The sequence below is a fragment of the Actinoplanes sp. NPDC020271 genome (assembly GCF_044388125.1).
GTDB lineage: Bacteria > Actinomycetota > Actinomycetes > Mycobacteriales > Micromonosporaceae > Actinoplanes.
In genome coordinates this window covers 23,004-39,922 of record NZ_JBIRWQ010000030.1, presented here as the reverse complement: position 1 = coordinate 39,922, position 16,919 = coordinate 23,004, and the positions used below count along the sequence as shown (strand labels likewise).

The 16,919-nt window shown below is 71.5% G+C and carries 17 protein-coding genes; 4 read left to right on the top strand and 13 right to left on the bottom strand.

Annotated features, from left to right (window positions below; translation table 11 throughout):
• Positions 1–90: 90 nt before the first annotated feature.
• The 3 genes from ACH442_RS40405 to ACH442_RS40395 are packed head-to-tail and all read right to left on the bottom strand — an operon-like array spanning position 91 to position 2,801.
• Positions 91–1,275, bottom strand: coding sequence for a spore photoproduct lyase family protein (locus tag ACH442_RS40405; RefSeq protein ID WP_396343422.1), 1,185 nt, complete (start codon positions 1,273–1,275; stop codon positions 91–93).
• Between the two features lie 30 nt (positions 1,276–1,305).
• A complete protein-coding gene (locus ACH442_RS40400; RefSeq protein WP_396343421.1) occupies positions 1,306–1,908 on the bottom strand; it encodes an SGNH/GDSL hydrolase family protein in 603 nt (200 codons plus the stop codon).
• Between the two features lie 17 nt (positions 1,909–1,925).
• A complete protein-coding gene (locus ACH442_RS40395; RefSeq protein ID WP_396343420.1) occupies positions 1,926–2,801 on the bottom strand; it encodes a LysR family transcriptional regulator in 876 nt (291 codons plus the stop codon).
• A gap of 69 nt (positions 2,802–2,870) precedes the next feature.
• Here ACH442_RS40395 and ACH442_RS40390 point away from each other — a divergent pair, with 69 nt between their 5' ends.
• The gene (locus ACH442_RS40390) at positions 2,871–3,737 is read left to right on the top strand and encodes an EamA family transporter (RefSeq protein ID WP_396343419.1); all 867 of its coding nucleotides are present in this window, start codon (positions 2,871–2,873) and stop codon (positions 3,735–3,737) included.
• Between the two features lie 19 nt (positions 3,738–3,756).
• Here ACH442_RS40390 and ACH442_RS40385 read toward each other — a convergent pair whose 3' ends face one another.
• Positions 3,757–4,656, bottom strand: coding sequence for a hypothetical protein (locus tag ACH442_RS40385; protein WP_396343418.1), 900 nt, complete (start codon positions 4,654–4,656; stop codon positions 3,757–3,759).
• Positions 4,657–4,775: 119 nt separating this feature from the next.
• Between ACH442_RS40385 and ACH442_RS40380 the strand changes: the two genes are divergently transcribed.
• Positions 4,776–5,573, top strand: a complete 798-nt coding sequence (locus tag ACH442_RS40380; protein WP_396343417.1) for a M15 family metallopeptidase — start codon at positions 4,776–4,778, stop codon at positions 5,571–5,573.
• Here the strand turns inward: ACH442_RS40380 and ACH442_RS40375 are convergent.
• Both ACH442_RS40375 and ACH442_RS40370 read right to left on the bottom strand, forming a co-directional pair.
• Complete coding sequence (locus tag ACH442_RS40375; protein ID WP_396343416.1) at positions 5,563–6,558, bottom strand: hypothetical protein; 996 nt, start codon at positions 6,556–6,558, stop codon at positions 5,563–5,565. The genes ACH442_RS40380 and ACH442_RS40375 overlap by 11 nt on opposite strands.
• 51 nt (positions 6,559–6,609) lie before the next feature.
• On the bottom strand, positions 6,610–6,972 hold the full coding sequence (locus ACH442_RS40370) for a DoxX family protein (protein ID WP_396343415.1): 363 nt from the start codon (positions 6,970–6,972) through the stop codon (positions 6,610–6,612).
• A 78-nt stretch (positions 6,973–7,050) separates the two neighbouring features.
• Here ACH442_RS40370 and ACH442_RS40365 point away from each other — a divergent pair, with 78 nt between their 5' ends.
• Together ACH442_RS40365 and ACH442_RS40360 are read left to right on the top strand one after the other, a co-directional pair.
• Positions 7,051–8,040 (top strand): sigma-70 family RNA polymerase sigma factor, encoded by a 990-nt coding sequence (locus ACH442_RS40365; protein ID WP_396343414.1) that lies wholly within the window; start codon positions 7,051–7,053, stop codon positions 8,038–8,040.
• A 57-nt stretch (positions 8,041–8,097) separates the two neighbouring features.
• Positions 8,098–8,415 carry a lipid asymmetry maintenance protein MlaB gene (locus ACH442_RS40360; protein WP_396343413.1) on the top strand — a complete coding sequence of 106 codons (318 nt, stop codon included), beginning with the start codon at positions 8,098–8,100 and terminating at the stop codon, positions 8,413–8,415.
• A gap of 42 nt (positions 8,416–8,457) precedes the next feature.
• Here ACH442_RS40360 and ACH442_RS40355 read toward each other — a convergent pair whose 3' ends face one another.
• From ACH442_RS40355 to ACH442_RS40325, 7 genes are all read right to left on the bottom strand, one after another.
• Positions 8,458–10,152, bottom strand: coding sequence for a DUF1996 domain-containing protein (locus ACH442_RS40355; protein WP_396343412.1), 1,695 nt, complete (start codon positions 10,150–10,152; stop codon positions 8,458–8,460).
• A gap of 342 nt (positions 10,153–10,494) precedes the next feature.
• Positions 10,495–10,974 carry a MarR family transcriptional regulator gene (locus ACH442_RS40350; RefSeq protein ID WP_396343411.1) on the bottom strand — a complete coding sequence of 160 codons (480 nt, stop codon included), beginning with the start codon at positions 10,972–10,974 and terminating at the stop codon, positions 10,495–10,497.
• 8 nt (positions 10,975–10,982) lie between these two features.
• Complete coding sequence (locus ACH442_RS40345; protein WP_396343410.1) at positions 10,983–12,230, bottom strand: FAD-dependent oxidoreductase; 1,248 nt, start codon at positions 12,228–12,230, stop codon at positions 10,983–10,985.
• Positions 12,231–12,272: 42 nt separating this feature from the next.
• A complete protein-coding gene (locus ACH442_RS40340) occupies positions 12,273–13,574 on the bottom strand; it encodes a HupE/UreJ family protein (protein ID WP_396343409.1) in 1,302 nt (433 codons plus the stop codon).
• On the bottom strand, positions 13,574–14,839 hold the full coding sequence (locus tag ACH442_RS40335) for a DUF3500 domain-containing protein (RefSeq protein WP_396343408.1): 1,266 nt from the start codon (positions 14,837–14,839) through the stop codon (positions 13,574–13,576). The genes ACH442_RS40340 and ACH442_RS40335 overlap by 1 nt, the downstream gene beginning before the upstream one ends.
• A 371-nt stretch (positions 14,840–15,210) precedes the next feature.
• Complete coding sequence (locus ACH442_RS40330) at positions 15,211–16,323, bottom strand: oxidoreductase (RefSeq protein ID WP_396343407.1); 1,113 nt, start codon at positions 16,321–16,323, stop codon at positions 15,211–15,213.
• Positions 16,324–16,461: 138 nt separating this feature from the next.
• On the bottom strand, positions 16,462–16,830 hold the full coding sequence (locus ACH442_RS40325) for a hypothetical protein (RefSeq protein WP_396343406.1): 369 nt from the start codon (positions 16,828–16,830) through the stop codon (positions 16,462–16,464).
• Positions 16,831–16,919: the final 89 nt, after the last annotated feature.

Genomic DNA, 16,919 nt, shown 5'->3' with positions numbered 1-16,919 from the left:
TCGCCACCGTCCCGTCCGGGGGTTCCTCTCGGACGGGACGGGGCCGCCCACCCCGCGGCTCGACCATCCGGGCGCGATTCTCGCATTCCGTCACGTCCAGTAAAGGATGCGGCAGGCCGGCAGCCGCGCGGCGATTTCGTCGTGGAACCAGGTGCGCAGTTCGGCCATTGTCGCGGGCGGATAGACGTACTTGATGGCTCCGAATTTGCCGTGTTTGCGGCTGCGTGACTCCTCGTCCATCTCCAGCCGCGTCCGTGGATACCAGCCGAGCAGTATCTCTTTGCTGCCCGGCGTGAATCGATGGGTGATCAATTCCGCGGTCAGATCCAGATTCGGTACGTCGTGAAGCGCGCCCGCCACGTCGTTCAGCAACTCCCCGTAGTGGGTCCGCCAGTCCGGAACCGCGATGATCGGCGCGATGGTCAACCCGATCGGGTAGCCGGCGAGCGCGAGCCGCCGCAGGGCGATGATCCGGTCCTCGACGCGGCTGGTGCCGCCTTCGACGCGGGTGGTGACCGGGCGGCAGTTGACGCTGAGCCGCACCCGGGTCCGGCCCCGGTGCGCGAGTCCGAGGAACGGGCCGACGTCGTCGAATTTCGTCGTCCAGCGCAGCTGCACCGGTGCGTCCCAGGCGCCGAAGTGATCGACCGCGCGCCGCCAGCTGCCGGTCAGGTGGTCGAGGGCGAGCGGGTCGGTGTAGCAGGATGCCTCGAACGTGGTGCCTTCGTCGCGGCGGTGTTCACGGCGGCTGGTGATCGTGCCGCGGCCCGCGTAGCCGGCGAGCCCGGCGAGGATGTCGTCGAGGTCGGCGTAGACCCGGGTCACCGGCGGCCCGGACAGTGAACCGGCGAGGTAGCAGTACTGGCAGTGCGCGGGACAGCCCTCGGCCAGGTCGAAACGCCAGTCGGCACTGGGTGCGATCGGCTGCAGTGTGCGCCGTGCGGGTGGGCTGACCACGATCGCCATCGTCGACTTCGCCCGCGCGTAGGTCTCCCGGTCGGTGTCGCCGCGCAGCCCGGTGAGCCGGTTCCCGCGCAGCCGCTCCACCTCGATCCCCTGCGCTTCGACGAGGGCCATGATGCGGTGGCCGTGTGCGTGGTCGTACGCGGCCGGGGTCGCGACCACCCGCTTGGGGATCCAGCGGCGGGCCGGTCGCGGGGGCGGTGCGACCGTGTCGAGATCGTGGACGGCGATGGCCTCACCGCTGGCGCTGTGCGGGGCGGCGGGCGCGGCCGGGGCCAGTGGCGTGCTCACGTCGATCGAGTCGGTCGTCACCTCCCGCCAGATACCCCGAAGTGGCGGCTTCTACCTGGCCAGCCGGCCCGCGACCGCTCGTACGGCCGGGGTGAGGGCCTCGGCGATCACGGCGTAGCCGGCGCTCGACGGGTGGAAGCTGTCCGCGCTGAACAGGCCGCGGTTGCGGGCGAACCCGGCGGCCGAGCTCATCCCGATGTCGGCCACGTGGGCGCCGGCGGTGAGGGCGGCCCCGGCCTGCGCGTCGTGCATCAGCGTGCTGGCGGCCCGGACCGTGGCGCGCATCCCGGCCGGCACCCAGGGGACCACGCTCAGGTCCGGAGCGGGTGCGACGACCACCTCGGCGTTCACCGCCCGTAGCGCCCGGACTGCGGATTCCAGCTGGGCGGCGGCCTCGGCCGGGGGAACGAAACGGGTCAGGTCGTTGGCGCCGATGATGATCAGCGCCAGGTGCGGTGGCCAGGTCAGGGCCGTGGCGACCTGGGTGGACAGGCCGGAGCTGCGGGCGCCCGGCACGGCGAGGACCCGGGTGCGGTGCGGCACACCGCCCGCGGCCAGGTCGGCGGAGAGGCGGGCGGTGACGGTGTCGGCCTCGCGGGACGCGCCCAGGCCGTACGCGATCGAGTCCCCGAGCACGGCAAAGTTGATAACCACGTGATGTGTAACAGCGTTCAACCCCGGCGTGTTTCCTCCTGTGGGACGAGTCGCCGGGCGAGGTCGACGAATTCCGGTACGGCGGGATGGCTCGCCGGTTGCTTCCAGGCCAGGTAGACCGTGACGGCCGGCACGCCGGCGAGCGGGAGGTAGGCGACGGCCGGGTTCGGGTAGGTGGCCGCGGTGGCGATGGTGGTGACGCCGACGGCGTGACCGGCGGCGATGGCAGCGATCCAGTCGTCGGTGTTGGCGACCTCGACGATGTCGCTCGGGGCGTCGACCGCGGACCAGAGGGCGAGGCTCGCGGTCCCGGCGATGGTGTTGACGGCGATCGGCTCGGCGACGAGATCGTGCAGGGTGAGCCCTGTTCTCCGGATGAGCGGACTGTCGGCGGCGACGGCGGCGACGCGCGGCTCGTGCAGCAGGACCACGGTGTCCACCTCGGCGGGCAGGCCGGCCTCGCCCCGGATGACGGCGACGTCGACGGTGCCCTGGTCGAGCCCGGCGCTGCGATCGTCGACGCGCAGCAGTTGCAGCGGCGTGTCCGGGTGTTCCCGCTTCCAGCGTCGCAGCAGGGGCGTGGTGTGTTCGCCCAGCGCCGACCAGGCGTGACCGACACGCAGCGGCCAGGCTCCGGCACGGGCCGGGTCGAGGGCCTCGTCGACGGCCGTGACCGCGGCGGCGGCACGCGGCTGGAACGCGTGCCCGGCCGCCGTGAGCCGCAGGTGATGGGTGGACCGGTCGATCAGCCGGATTCCGAGGTGGGTTTCCAGTTGGCGCAGCGTGCGGGAGAGCGCGGGTTGGGTCACGTGCAACCGGGCCGCCGCCCGGGTGATGGTGCCCTCGGCGGCGATGGCGAGGAAGGCTCGCAGATGCCGCAGCTCCACGGTCATGACGACAGAGCATAACCGCAGCGTTTTCGGCATTTCCGCGGCCGAAGCGTGCCTCCTACCGTCGACCGCATGATCAACGCGTTAGGGCTGGTCCTGGGAGCCCTGCTGTCGGGCCCGTTCGGTGGTGCGGTCGCGGCGCTGCTGTTCCCGCAGGTCGGGGTGGACGGCGTCGTGACCCTGCGGCTGACGATCGCGGCGATCGTGCTGCTGGCGGTGAGCCGGCCCCGTGTGCGGGGCTATCGGCGTGCGGACTGGTTGCTGATCGGCGGTTTCGGGGCGGCACTCGCCGGCATGAACACGCTCGCCTACCACGCGATCTCGCTGATCCCGCTCGGACCCGTGGTGATGCTGGAAGTGCTCGGACCGCTCGTGCTGTCGGTGGTGACCGCTCGTCGCGCGGCGAGCTGGCTCTGGGCCGGGCTGGCCGCCGCCGGGGTGGCGTTGCTGAGCAGCACCGGATTCGACCGGCTCACCCCGGCCGGGATCGGGTTCGCGGTCGCGGCCGGGGTCGTCTGGGCCGGATACATCGTGGCCAGTGCGCGGGTCGGGCAGCGCTTTCCCCGGACCGACGGACTGGCCCTGGCCATGACCGCGGCCGCGGTCATCACGCTCCCCCTCGGCGCGGGAACCGCGCTGCTGAAGCCGCACATCCTGGCCATGGGCGCCGCGGTGGCGCTGCTGTCGTCGGCGCTGCCCTACAGCCTGGAGTTGCTGGCACTGCGCCGCATGCCGACCACGACCTTCGCCGTGCTGACGAGCCTCGGGCCGGCCGTCGCCGCGCTTGCCGGCTACCTCGTCCTGCATCAGCGGCTCACCCCGGTCGAGGGGCTGGCCATCGCGCTGGTCGTCGCCGCCGACATCGGCGCCGTACGCACGCCGCCCCGGGCCCAGCCGGTTCCAGCCGCCGCGACGGGACACGGTGGACATCCGCGGTGACGATCAGCCGGAGCGCCGGTCAGCCGCGCGACGCGATACCGTTGGCCACGTCGAGCAGGCCGGCGGCGACGATCGTGCGACTCAGCGGGCGGGCCAGCTCGGCCAGTCGCCGGCAGCCGTCGGCGCCCAGCACCGTGTAGGCGGGCGCGGCGAGCCGGTCGGTGGCGGCCTCGATCGAGGCACGCAGGGCGCGGCCGGCGTCGCTCAGGGTCGGTTCGTCGCCTTCGAGCACGCCGCGGTGCCGCAGGTCGTCGACGGCCCCGGCCCACTGCTCCTCGCTCCAGCCACGGCTGCGGCGCAGGAACCGTTCCGGCACTTCACCGGAGGCGGCGTGCAGCACCAGCGCCTGCAGGCCGGTCAGGCCGGCGAGCAGCAGGGCGGCCACGTGCCCGTCCCCGCGGAACTCGCGGAGGATCGTCTGCGCCTGCCACAGGATCAGGTGCGGCTGGTCGGGCCAGGGCAGGGCGGCGTGGGCCGCGAACAGGACCCGGCCCTCCGACCGGCCGGTCACCGACTCGGCGGCGCGGCGGGCCAGGCCGGCGGCCTCGGCGACCTCCGGGCTGTGCACCGCGTCGCCGAGGCCACGGGTCAGGGCGGCACCGGCGGCGTCCAGCCGAGCGGCCAGGACCGCGGCCGGGGTCGTCTTCTCCCAGGCGGCGGGCAGGGCGGCGGTGACCAGGCGCGGGTTGAAGTTGTAGAACGCGGCGACGACCGGCTCGGCGCCGACGGCTCCCATGGCCGCGGCCCGGGAGGCGAAGTAGCCGTCGCGTCCGGTGAGGCCGAGCGCCGCGTAGCGCTCGTGCGCCTCGGGAACGAAATAGATCATGCCGTGCAGGGGCTCGGCGAGGCGCCACGTCTGACGCACCACGGCGTGGTCGATCGCATCGCGTGGCTCGGTCAGATGGTGCAGGTCAGTCATGGCGCCGCCCTCCAGCACAGAAGTTACCGGTGGGTAGCTTTACATGGGAGGGGCACGATTGTCACCACCCGGGCGCGCCGTGCAAGCGTACGGGAAAATCGGGGGTTATAAATCTTTTCATGACCTTCTTCTCTCGCCTGGTGGCCGGAGCCGCCGCGTTGTCGCTGGTAGTCGTCGCGCCGGTGGTGTCACCGGCGCCCGCCGAGGCCGCTGCGGGACGGGTGCCCGGGTTCGTGGCGGTCGCCCGGGCCGACCCGTCGATCCTGTCCGACATCCGGTACGCGACCAGCCACAACTTCATCGGCCGGCCGATCGACGGATACCAGGAACCGCTGTGCATCCTCACCACGCAGGCGGCGTCCGCGCTCAAGAAGGCGCAGCGTGCGGCCCTGCGGCTCGGGTACTCGCTGAAGGTCTACGACTGTTACCGGCCGCAGCGCGCGGTCGACGACTTCGTGGCCTGGGCCGAGGATCTCGACGACACGAGGATGAAGGCCGAGTTCTACCCGGATCTGGACAAGTCGGTGCTGTTCGACCAGGGCTACATCGCGGCGAAATCCGGGCACAGCCGGGGCAGCACGCTCGACCTCACCCTGGTCGAACTGCCGCCGCGGTGGCAGCCGGCCTATCGGCCGGGGCAGCCGCTGGTCTCCTGCAAGGCACCGGTCGGTGCACGCTTCCCCGACAACACCATTGACATGGGTACGGGCTACGACTGCTTCGACACGCTTGCCAACACACTCGACCCGCGGGTCACCGGGCGGCCGCTGAGCAACCGGCTGCTGCTCAAGCGGCTGATGACCGACGCCGGATTCGTCAACTACGACCTGGAGTGGTGGCACTACACGCTCGCCGGCGAGCCGTACCCGGACACGTACTTCGACTTCCCGGTCGCGCGGCGCTCGGTCAGCGGTTGAACACCTCGTCCTCGAGCTCGTCGACGTTGACCGCGTGAGCGGCCAGCACCGCGGCCCTGAGCAGTTCCTTGTCGACCACGGTGCCGGCCGCCGCCCGGATGACGGTGGTGCCGTCGGTGCGGATGTACTCGTGGGCGGCGGCGCCGTGCCGGTAGAACAGCGCGCCGCCGTCCGCCTCGCAGCTGATCGGCCCGGGCGGTGCGGACGGGCGCGGCGACGGGGACGGGAACGAGCCGTCCGACTGGCGCAGGACCGGCGGCGGCTCCGGCACGAACAGCGGCTCGGGCCCGCAGTCGGTGACGGTGACCGCGGTGTGCGAGACGGTGACGACGATGTCCTTCTCCAGCCAGTACGCCACCGTGGACTGGTCGATCGGCTCGTACGGCGTTCGGGCGCTCAGCGGCGGAGTCCGGCGCTGATAACCGGGGATGTCCGTGGTGTAGATCAGATCGAGAGGATCCTGCAGCATGCCGAGCACGCGGTTCTGCTCGGTCTCGGCGTGCTGACGCTGCACCGCGTAGACCGCGCCACCGGCCAGCGCGACCACCAGCACGAACGCGACCACGCGGATCCAGCGGCCGATGAACAGCGCCGCGACCAGCAGGAACGGCAGGCCGCCGAGCAGGAACCACGGCTCGGGGCGTCCGTATCTCACGTGCAGCATCGCGGTCAGCCCGGCCGCGCCGGCGAGACCCAGCGCACCACCGAGCGTGACGACCACCGCCCACCCGAGCCGCCCGGCCGGCGTGGCGGTGGCCGCGGAGCCGTCCTTGGTCGCCGTCGCCACCACGTAGAGACAGGTGACCGTCGCGGCCAGCAACACGAGGACGACGAACCCTGCGACAACGGCGCCGCCGAAGAGCAGGCTCACGAAAGCGAACGCCCCGACCGGCAGCGCCACACTGCCGATCAGGTAGACCAGGGCCAGCCGGACCCCGGCCGCCCCTGGTCGCCCGCGGCCCTGATCAGCCGAAATCCGTTCCATCGAGCCAGCATGATCCGCTCAGGTCGCTGTTGCGTCACGCTGCGGCCGGGATCACGTCAAGGGCTGCAGGTCGAAACGCCCCCAGGCCAGGAAGACGAACAGGCCGAGGTAGCACAGGTCCCCGAGCAGGTAGGACCACTCGCTGCGGCGCAGGCGCGTGGTCACCGCGCCGGCCATGAACAGGGCCAGGCCGCAGGCGGCCAGCGGGGTCAGCACCGGCACCAGAAGTGCCACGGCGCCGATGGTCTTGATCGTGCCGATCGCCTTGAGGTGCGCGGCGCTGAAATCGTCGACCCAGCGCTGGCTCGGCCCGAACGCGCGGTACCGGTCCTTGGCCATCAGCAGCTGACTCAAGCCGCCCACGGTGAACGCCACGGCCAGCACGCCTGCGACGATCCAGAGAACGATGTTCATGGGTCCTCCTCGATGGTTACCTTCGCCCCTACGGGCTCGTCGTGGTGATGACGGACACCGCCGAGGAGAGGTAACACCATGACCGAGACGCCCGGGCCGGCCGACGATTTCGAGGCGCACCGCGACCGGCTGGTGGCCGTCGCCGCCCGGGTGCTGGGGAACCGGGCCGACGCCGAGGACGTGGTCCAGGAGGCGTGGCTGCGGTTCGCCCGGCAGGAACCGGGCTCGATCCGCAACGTGGCCGGCTGGCTCACCACCGTCGTCGGGCGGCTCAGCATCGACCTGCTGCGCAGCCGCACGAACCAGACAGAGATCGCTTACGACGTACGGTTCCTGGAGCCCCACGTCGAGCTCGACGACCCCGCCCCGGACGGGCCGGAGGACAGCGTGATCCGAGCGGAGGCGCTCGGGCTGGCGCTGCTGACCGTGCTCGGATCACTGCAGCCGGAGGAACGTCTCGCGTTCGTCCTGCACGACCTGTTCGCGATGCCGTTCGCCGAGATCGGGCCGATCATCGGCCGTACCGCGGACGCGGCGAAGATGACCGCCAGTCGCGCCCGCCGCAAAGTTCACGGAGCCGCCACCGGCCAGGTCACCGGCCGGCCGCAACACCGCGACGTGGTCGACGCGTTCCTGGCCGCGGCCCGTGACGGCGACTTCGAGGCACTGCTGGAGATCCTCGACCCGGAGGTGGTGTGGGAGATCCACGGGGCGCGGGCGATCACCGTCCGGTCCGGCCGGGCGGACGTGCTGCGGGCGATCAGCCGTGGACGGTCCGCCGACGTGCGGGTGCGGCGGGTCAGCATCGACGGGCAGCCGGGCCTTCTCGCCTGGGGTCCGGACGGGCGACCGGTGAGCCTGATGGCGTGCACGGTGGAGAACGGCCGGATGACGCGGATCGCGTCGTTGACCGACCGGACCCGGCTGGCGCGGATCGACGTGCCACCCGCTCCCCCGGCCCGACTCGGGAGGGACGGACGGTACGGCGCGTCCAGCACCGCAACGACCTGGTCCGGTTCATCGGGCGGGGGAAGACGGTCCACCCGGGAGAAGGACACCGACCGGTAGCCATTGCGTCGATTGTTGCGTCGATTTACGGTCGGCTGGTCAAACGAGGAAGGCGAGGTGATCCTGGTGGCCTCGACGCGCCGCAAGGTGGTACAGGCGAACAAGCGCTGGGGGAAAGACGCGTCGTTCGCCGGTTTCGAGCGCCGGCTGTTCCAGACCTGCACGGCACCACATCCGCACGACGTCGACGTCGACCTCACCGGGGTCCGCGCTCCGGACGCCTCGACTGCCGCCATGCTGCTCCACGCGCGCTCCGTCCTGCACCAGCGCGGCGGCGAACTTCGCATCACGCGCTGCCCGGACGGCTTCCTGCCGTTGCTGCAGGCCTGCGGCCTGCTGGCGACGGCGGCCGAGGGCCCGGGCTTCGCGGCGTGAAAATGCCGGCGCCGCCCGGGGCGGGCGGCGCCGCTCAGCCTCTCAGCTGCACTTCTTACCCTGGTTGATGCAGGTGGCGATGCGTTGCATGGTGCGCGCCGCGTTGACGTTGACGAAGTCGTCGTGGTCGGAGAACGGGTTGTGGTTCTCCTCCGGGAACGAGTCGAGCGCGTACTGGCCCTGGAGTTGAACGTCACGCGGAATGTCGTACGAGATGGTGACCCGCAGCTGCGGAATGGCGACAAAGCCCGACGGGCAGGCGCCGGTGGTCCGATCCGCGAAGGCGACATGGCTGCGATGGTTGGCGCTGTCCAGGTTCTTGCCGTCCCAGCAGCCCGGGAAGTCGTGCACCCGCTGGACCCGGCTGCCGTCGGGGCAGATCGAGTACTTGTCGGTGAGCCGGTCACCGAAACCGGAGCAGGTCCAGGCGGCACGGGCGTTGGCCGGTCCGCGGCTGGTCGGCTTGGCGTCACCGGTGAGCGCCCGCAGGAATTTGGGCATCGGCACCACTTTGCCGGCCGCGTTGCCGCGGTACTCGATCCGCACCTCGGCCGGGCGGACGATGCCACCGGTGTTGTTGGGCAGTTCCAGGTTCGGGCCCTGCGGATCCGGCAGCGCGCTGCCGGTAGGAGCCGGCGTGGCCGAGGCGCCACCGGGCTGGTTCAGACTGCAGTCGGCCAGGCCCGCGAGATCGCCGGGACGAGCACCGGTACGGCCGATGGCGATCCCGATCCGATCCAGGACCGCGACTCGCTTGGCCTTGAGCGGACCGAGAATCGCGTTGTCGACGAATCCCGCCCCGCCCTGGCCACGGGTCGTCACCAGTCGCTGATTCGCCTCGGAGATCTGCCGGTCCAACTCGTCCAGCGCCCGGTTCACCTCGTCCAGCGCCGTCGCCGGCACGCCCGGCAGCCGGTCCCGCACGCTCGGGCAACGTACGGCCGGCGTGGCCACCGACCCGGCCGGCACGCCGGTGGTGTGGGCGCCGTGCAGCGCCGCGTGGATCCCGTCGTAGCTGACGTCGCAGTCGGCCAGGGAGATCATCCCGGCCGGGCGTCGTCCACCACCGGCCTGGATCGCGGCACCGATCGCGGTGAGAACAGCCGCGCGCCGCGACCGCAGCGACTCCAGGACAGCGCTGTTGAGCTCGACGTTCACGCCCCGGCTGGCCAGCACCTGGCGATCGGCGGCGGCGGCCAGGCGATCCAGTTCGGCCAGTTGCCGGTCCACCGCGGCCTTGGCGCCGGCGGGGACGGCCGGGAGCCGGTCACGCACGGACGGACAGGCCACCGTCGGTGACGTCCCCGCCAGGGCCTGCTGCACCGCGCTGTTGTCGCGGACCGACCGGTCGATGCGCACCACCGGCCAGAAATATGACGACTTGTCACCGTTGCGGCATGTCGTGCCCGACGCGTCGAGGTCGGCGTCGGACGAATTCGCGGTGATGGCCAGGTTGCCGACGAAGTCGTGCACGTGCTCGGCCCCGTTACGGATACCGGGCTGAGCCACCGGATTGTCGGGGCTGAACTTGCGGTTGCCGTTCGTCCCGCAGTTGACCCGGAACACACCGGCCGAGCCGCTCGCCGACACCTTGGGCTCCCGGACGTTCGGACGCACCTGCTCGATCCGCACGTACTGGTTCAAGCTGGTCGCCGCGTCCGCGGTGCCCTTACCGCCGCCGGAGACGAACGTGACGGTCAGAACCCCGGCCGCCGCCAGCGCCACGGCTGCCGCCACGGCCCGAACCACCCTGGTGTTGCCAGATCCGCTACGCCTGCCTTGCCTTCGCACCCTGTGCCTCCTCGATGCCCATCGCGACTCCGGCCGTTCCGGCGCCGGGCGCACGGGACTACGGGGCCGGCCGGTGCGCGGACGGGCTCCGAGGCGATGCGTCATCGTTCGGTAAGAACTGCGACCACGTCCTTCCCGGTCACCGGGGACGAGCAGGCCGCGGCTGTCGCACCGAGAACGTTCGGGCGCCACCCGAGCACGACCGCCGACTGCGGCTGAGCCACCAGCGCACCTGCGGTGGCAGCCGGCAAGCCCTTCGCGGCCGGCCGCACCGGGACCAGGTCTGGCTCAGCGTGGCGGGGCGTCGTCGCGGAGATGGTCCAGTTCGGCCCGGTACATGGCCTGCATGCGCTCGAAGTGACGGGCCAGCAGCAGAAGCTCGTCGACGCGGTAGCCCTCGACGAGCTGCCGCGCCTGCCGTGCGAACCGTTCGTACGGCCGCTCGAGCTCGGCGCCCCGCTCCGGCCGCAGTGTGACGATCACCCGCCGCCGGTCGGCCGGGTCGCGGTCGGCGGTCACCCAGCCGCCCTGCTGGAGGCGGCGCACCATGCCGGTGACGGCCCCGGTGGTGAGGTTGGTCCGTTCGGCGATCTGCCCCGCGGTGGCCGGCCCGGCGTCGGCCAGGAAGTCCAGGCATTCCAGGTCGCTGACGGTCAGGCCGAGCCGGTCGGCGACGGCGTAGCGGAAGACCGTGGACAGGCGCGAGTTCTCGCGCCCGGCGCGCATGAGGCCGGCGATCGCGGACACACGCTCCGCCTCCTGGGACATGCCCGCAATCATGCCTCCGGGACGGTGACCCGGTGCAGGCGAGGTAGGAGCCGGGTCAGCACCCAGTGCGGGGCGGCCGCGGTTCCGGTGAGGCGGCGCATCAGACCGGCGGCGGTGTCGACGGCGCGGAATGCGTAGGACACCATCTCGTCCTGGTAGCCGGCGATCGCCTCGGGCATCGGCACACCGTCGGCGAGGGCTTCGCAGATTCGGTACCCGAGCAGGGCGGCGTCGCGCAGCGCGGTGTTGCCGCCGTGCGCGCCGAACGGCGGCATCACGTGGACCGCGTCGCCCATCAGGGTCGCGCCGGGCACCGCCCACTCGCGGGGGCGGCGGCCGGTGGCATAGAGGTTGAGCACCGTGGTGTCCAGCTCGGCGGTGTCGACCAGCCGGCGGACGAGCGGGTGGAAGCCGGCGCTCATCCGGACCGCCAGGTCGCGGAGGGCCAGCAGGTCACCGCGGGCGGCAACGGGGATTTCCGGCTGTCGCAGCAGCAGTCCCCACATGACGTAGTCGTCGCCGGTGGGTGCGTAGCTGCCCGGGGCCAGGCGCGCGAACGCCTCCTGCGGGTTCTCGCCGAACCGCATGGAGGTGAAGAAGAAGGCGCGGCCCGGCTGGTCGGCGATGGCCAGGACGCCGCTGGTGCGCAGCGCGTCCGGGATGACGCTGTGCCCGTTGCGCCACAGGGGCGAGCGGCTGTAGATGCCGGCCATCGGCGTGTTCTCCGGGTCGGCGCCGGGCATCAGCTGCGCGCGCAGGGCCGAGCCGACACCGTCCGCACCGACGACGACGTTCGCCGCGACCGACCCGCCGTCGGAGAAACGCAGCCGCAGCCCGGCCGGGCCGTCCCGGTCGACGGCGACCGCGGCCCGGCCGTAGTGGATGCGCCCGTCCAGCCCGGACATCAGGATCGACCGCAGGGTGGCCCGGTCGACCTGGCGGGTCGCGTGCGGCTCGTCCTTGAACGTGATGGTGAAGGCGTCCCGCAGCCGGCTGTCGGTGAAGCGCAGGTGCCCGCCGGGTTCGTCGCCGGTGGCCAGCGCGAGCCGGTACAGCGGGCGGGGCAGGCTCGTGCGCAGCGCCTGAAGCCCGTCGCGGTCGAGGATGATCCGGTAGCCCTGCTGCCGGACGAAGGGGCTCGGATCTCGTTCGTAGACGTGCACGTCGACGCCGGCGCGCGTCAGGTATTGGGCGAGGCAGAGCCCGGAGAGGCCGGCGCCGGCGATCGCTACCGAGAAGTCGCTCGATATGCCCATCCGTTTATCTTAGCCACTAAGATAGTTTGGGCAAGGCCGGCGTTACCCGGCGGCCGGCCCCTGCCGGGCGTGTCCGACGACGGTCCGGGTCAGAGCGGCCCCAGCGGCGACGGTCAGCAGGATCAGCATCGCGGTGGTGTGCGTGCCCACGCTGTCGGCGGCGGTCGCGACCGGGTTGCCGGCGCCGAGGCGGGCGAACAGCCAACCGGCCGCGGCGATCCCGGTGACGGTGGCCCCGGCGATGCGGAAGGCGGGGCCGAACCGGGTCCGGGCGATCACCACGATCACCGGCAGGGCGAGAGCCACCAGGAGCAGCTGCACCAGCTCGATGCCGAGGTTGAACCCGAACAGGCTCAGCGCGAGCCGGCCGGTCGACAGTTGCATCTCGGCCAGCACGAACGAGAACGCCATGCCGTGCCCGAGGCCGAAGAACCCGGCGACCGCGGCCTCGCGACCCGGGAACAGCGGCCGGACGGCGTGGATGGCGCCGACCAGGATGCTGGCCGCGATGAACGACTCGACCGGCCAGGCCGGGATGTCCAGGTGGGCGAAGGCGCTGACCGCCAGGGCGGCCGAGTGACCGATCGTGAACGCCACGGTGGTCCGGCCGATCCGGGCCGCCGCCGTCCGCGCACCGGCCGGTTCCCGCCAGCGGCCGGACCGGGCCGGCAGGGGCGCGGGCAGCAGCAGGATCAGGAGGAAGAGCAGGTGGTCGGTGCCTTCCAGGATGTGGCTGCCGCCGAGCCGGACCATGGCCACGAGACCGGACCAGGAGCTGCCGTTCGCCAGGTTCACCTCGAGCGGGGGCACGGTCATCGACCGAACGTCGATGCCGATCGTCCCGACCTGGACGGCAGCGCCGTCGGAGATGCGGCCGGCGGCCCAGTCCTGCCGGACCGAGACCAGCACGGTGTGTGTCACTACCTGATGCACGACCACGTCGTACGCGAAAATGAAGTTCCTGATGTCGGCGCCGGACGGCGGCGTGAGCGTGACTGTCGCGTCGAGCTCCTGGTAGGGCCCGGTCGAGGTCTGCTCGGCCTCGGTGAGCGCGAGGTCGCCGACCCCGACGGTCCACGCCCGGCCGTCGGTCGTGGCGGGTCTGATGTGGTCGCTCAGGTAGTCCCGGATCGTGTCGCTCCGGGCCGGGAGGGTCGCGGCGGTCAGGTCGAGGTGGCCGGCCACGGTGAGGTCGCCGAGCGGGATCTGCAGGTGTGCGGTCACCGACGTCTCGTGCACGTCGAGCAGGACCACCGAGTGCGGCATGGGATGCGCCGAGGCCGGCGACGCCCCGAACAGGAGCGCCGCCGTCACCACCAGCGCGATGATGAGCGCCTTGGGCATCAGAAGGAGAACTCGCCACCGTAGTCACGGGTGTGGTCACGGTAGACCGTGTGGTAGTGGATCTGGCCCTGGTAGACCACGCCGTCCTGGCAGACGAACTCGATCCAGACGCCCGGGCCGTCGATGCGCAGGTAGTCGCCCTGCGTGTGGTAGCCGGTGGTGCCGGAGATACCGACGAACGTCTTGTCGAGGTCCCGCTGGTACTCCTTCAACAGCTGCTGCGCGGTGGCGTTGTCGGCGACCGAGACCCACGGCTTGATCGCGTTGACCACGAGCTGCTTCTGCCTGGCCGAGAGCGTCTTGACCGAGACACCCTCCTTCGTGGCCGGGAACGCGCCGTCGGAGTCCGGGCCGAGCAGCACGTCGCTGAACGACTCGGTCAGGGTCGCCGCGGTCTTCTGCTTGGTGGTGAGGCTGTCGGCCAGCGCGGCGATCGCGTCGGACTGCCGGGCGAGCGCCTCGACGGTGTTGCCGTCGTCGTCGGTGAAGCTGGTCGGCTCGACACCGAGGAAGAACGGGGTGGTACCGGCGACCTTGCCGTTCTTGTAGGTCAGGTTGACGGCCAGATGATGGCCGCCGAAGTGCAGCTGCCACGTGCCGGTAGCCGACGGGGTGCCCAGGAACGCCAGGAAATAGATGCCGGAGCCGTAACCACCGCCGCCACCGCCGCCACCGTCGCCACCGGGACCGCCGGAGGGCGGGGTACCCGACGGGATGCCGGTGGGCTGGTCCGAGGGGGTCACGGACGGGTCGGACGACGGCGGGGTGCCACCGCCACCCCCGCTGCTGCCCTGCGCGGCCAGGTTGTCGTCGGCCGCGAGGATGTCGCTGATCTGGTCGAAGCCGGTGCCCGTACCGGTACCGGTGGCCGCCTTCAGCACCGCCTTGGCGGCGGTCAGCTGGTCGTCGGTCAGCGTGCTGAACTGAATGCCGACCCGGCACGACGAGCCACAGGGAAGGTTCGACCAGGCGGTTGCGTCGTCCTGGCTGAAGTCCAGCAGGACCTGGGCTTTCTGGTCGTCGGTGAGAGTGTCCACGAAGGCGTCGGCCGCGTTCACCACGCCGGTGACGCCGGCCGCACCCCGCGTCGGGTCCTTCGGGGCCGCCTTGGTCTGGTTCTGCCCGGCGCCCTTCTTGTCGCCGACGGTGGCCGCGTTGGCGGTGGCGACACCGGCGCCGAGCAGGACGACTGCGGTCGTGGCGAGCGCGAAGCCACGCCAGCGCCGCGACGCGGGCTTGGCGTGCACAGCGGTCTCCTCTTTCACAAGAAACTCCTAGGAATGATGAGGAAGAAAGTGGATGACGGCGCGCTCGTCATCGGCGGCGCCGTTCCCGAGGAATAAGAACAGCAATTCCACCCTGATAGCAAGCTGAAAAAGGCGATCATAGCTGTGAATCATTCACAGGATTCGCGATGCAGCTCTGTTCCAGAACATTGTCGCTGGTCGGAATGCTGGAGGGATCATCAACCCAGCATTCGACTATCACTGAGCTGTGAAAGCTATGCGTTTCCTTAGAAAATACTGACGCCGGCACGCGCCGACCAGAATGGCACAAACACAAGGACCAGGCACCGGTTCCGATGACGGTCCGGTGCCTGGTCCTGGTCAGATCTCGCGGCGCTCAGCCGCGGTGATCACCAGCTGGCGCGCCAGTACTGGGGCGGGTTCGGGAGGTCGGTGCGGTCGACGCCGAGGCGGGCGGCGGCGGAGGTGGCCCAGTGCGGGTCACGCAGGGCCGCACGACCGATGGAGACGGCGTGCGCCTGGCCGGTGGCCACGACCGTCTCCGCCTGCAACGCCTCCTCGACCAGGCCGACCGCGCTCACCACGACGGGGGTGCCGGCGAGCTGCCGGGTCAGTTCCGCGGCCAGGGGCACCTGATATCCGGGACCGACCGGGATCGTCGCGCCCCGGCCGAGGCCGCCCGAGGAGACGTCCACCCAGGTCACGCCGTTCTCCGCGGCAAGCCGGCGCACCAGCCGTGCGGACGCGGTCACGTCCCAGCCGCCGTCCACCCAGTCGGTGGCACTGATCCGGACACCGAGCGGCTTGTGGGCGGGCCAGACGGCACGGACCGCGGCGGCCACTTCGCGGACGAGGCGGGTGCGGCCCTCCTCGTCCCCGCCGTACTCGTCGGTGCGGGTGTTGGTCAGCGGCGACAGGAACTGGTGGATCAGGTAGCCGTGGGCCGCGTGCAGCTGGATCGCGTCATAGCCCGCGGCGTCCGCCCGGCGGGCCGCGGCGGCGAAGGCCGCGACCACCTCGGCGATCCCTTCCCGGCTCAGCCCGACTGCGGGCTTCAGACCCGGCAGTACGGGCCCGTCAACGGCACTGACCGTGCTCCAACCGCCCTCGGCCGCGGGCACCGTGCCTTCCGGCTGACCGGGAAGCCACGGGTACGTGGAGGCCTTACCGCCCGCGTGGGCGAGCTGCACCGCCGCCGCGGCGCCCTGGGAGTGCAGGAACGTGACCACACGCTCGTGCGCCCGCTGCTGCTCGTCGTCGTAGAGGCCGACGTCGCGAGGGCTGATCCGGCCGCGTGCCTCGACACCGGTCGCCTCGGTGGTGACCAGGCCGAACCCGCCCGCGGCGAAGGCGCCCAGGTGCTGCAGGTGCCAGTCCCGGGGCACACCGTCCTCGGCGTCGATGACGTACTGACACATGGGCGCGACGATGGCCCGGTTGCGCAGGACGAGGCCCGGGCCCTCAAGCGCGGGCAGGGTGAGCGGCGTGAACAGCACTGACATGGTGACGGCCCCGATCCGACGATTACTTGCACACGCTTTCTTTCAACGTATGCAACAAAACCTAGACGCGAGCATCCGGCCACGGCAAGCGATGTGACGATCGGTACGCGCCCGCTCAAGCCGGGTCGAGGAACATGATCAAGGATGCCTCCAGGCCGCGACCAGGAACGCGTCGCCGGCCTCCATGATCGCCTCGCCGACGCCGCCGAAGACCGCGAGGACCGGGACGCGCGACCAGGTCAGCGTGTTGGCCGCCGCCACCGGGGAACGGAACCGGCGTTCGGCGCGGATCCGCTCGGCCCGCGCGGTCGCCTCGACCAGCCAGGCACGCGCCTGTTCTGTGGCGTCGGCCGCTGCCGACCGCGGCTGCTCGGCCACCTGCCGCTGCTCGTCCCGGGTCTGCAGGCGTTGCAGGGCCTGGCCGACGGCGGACGACGCTTCGACCCGGTCGGCGACACCGGCGGCGCGGGCGTTGGCGATCAGCGCCTCCCGGCCGTTGCCGGCCACACCCCCTGACCCGCCGCGGCAGATTCGCCACCCCGCCCCCGATCGAAGCGGTTCGATTGACATGGGAGCGTTCCCATTCGACACTTCTC

Bases quoted from the DNA above. Each gene is read 5' to 3' on its own strand.
- ACH442_RS40395 (WP_396343420.1), bottom strand. From the start codon at position 2,801: ATGACCGTGGAGCTGCGGCATCTGCGAGCCTTCCTCGCCATCGCCGCC.
- ACH442_RS40390 (WP_396343419.1), top strand. From the start codon at position 2,871: ATGATCAACGCGTTAGGGCTGGTCCTGGGAGCCCTGCTGTCGGGCCCG.
- ACH442_RS40385 (WP_396343418.1), bottom strand. From the start codon at position 4,656: ATGACTGACCTGCACCATCTGACCGAGCCACGCGATGCGATCGACCAC.
- ACH442_RS40380 (WP_396343417.1), top strand. From the start codon at position 4,776: ATGACCTTCTTCTCTCGCCTGGTGGCCGGAGCCGCCGCGTTGTCGCTG.
- ACH442_RS40375 (WP_396343416.1), bottom strand. From the start codon at position 6,558: ATGGAACGGATTTCGGCTGATCAGGGCCGCGGGCGACCAGGGGCGGCC.
- ACH442_RS40370 (WP_396343415.1), bottom strand. From the start codon at position 6,972: ATGAACATCGTTCTCTGGATCGTCGCAGGCGTGCTGGCCGTGGCGTTC.
- ACH442_RS40365 (WP_396343414.1), top strand. From the start codon at position 7,051: ATGACCGAGACGCCCGGGCCGGCCGACGATTTCGAGGCGCACCGCGAC.
- ACH442_RS40350 (WP_396343411.1), bottom strand. From the start codon at position 10,974: ATGTCCCAGGAGGCGGAGCGTGTGTCCGCGATCGCCGGCCTCATGCGC.
- ACH442_RS40345 (WP_396343410.1), bottom strand. From the start codon at position 12,230: ATGGGCATATCGAGCGACTTCTCGGTAGCGATCGCCGGCGCCGGCCTC.
- ACH442_RS40340 (WP_396343409.1), bottom strand. From the start codon at position 13,574: ATGCCCAAGGCGCTCATCATCGCGCTGGTGGTGACGGCGGCGCTCCTG.
- ACH442_RS40330 (WP_396343407.1), bottom strand. From the start codon at position 16,323: ATGTCAGTGCTGTTCACGCCGCTCACCCTGCCCGCGCTTGAGGGCCCG.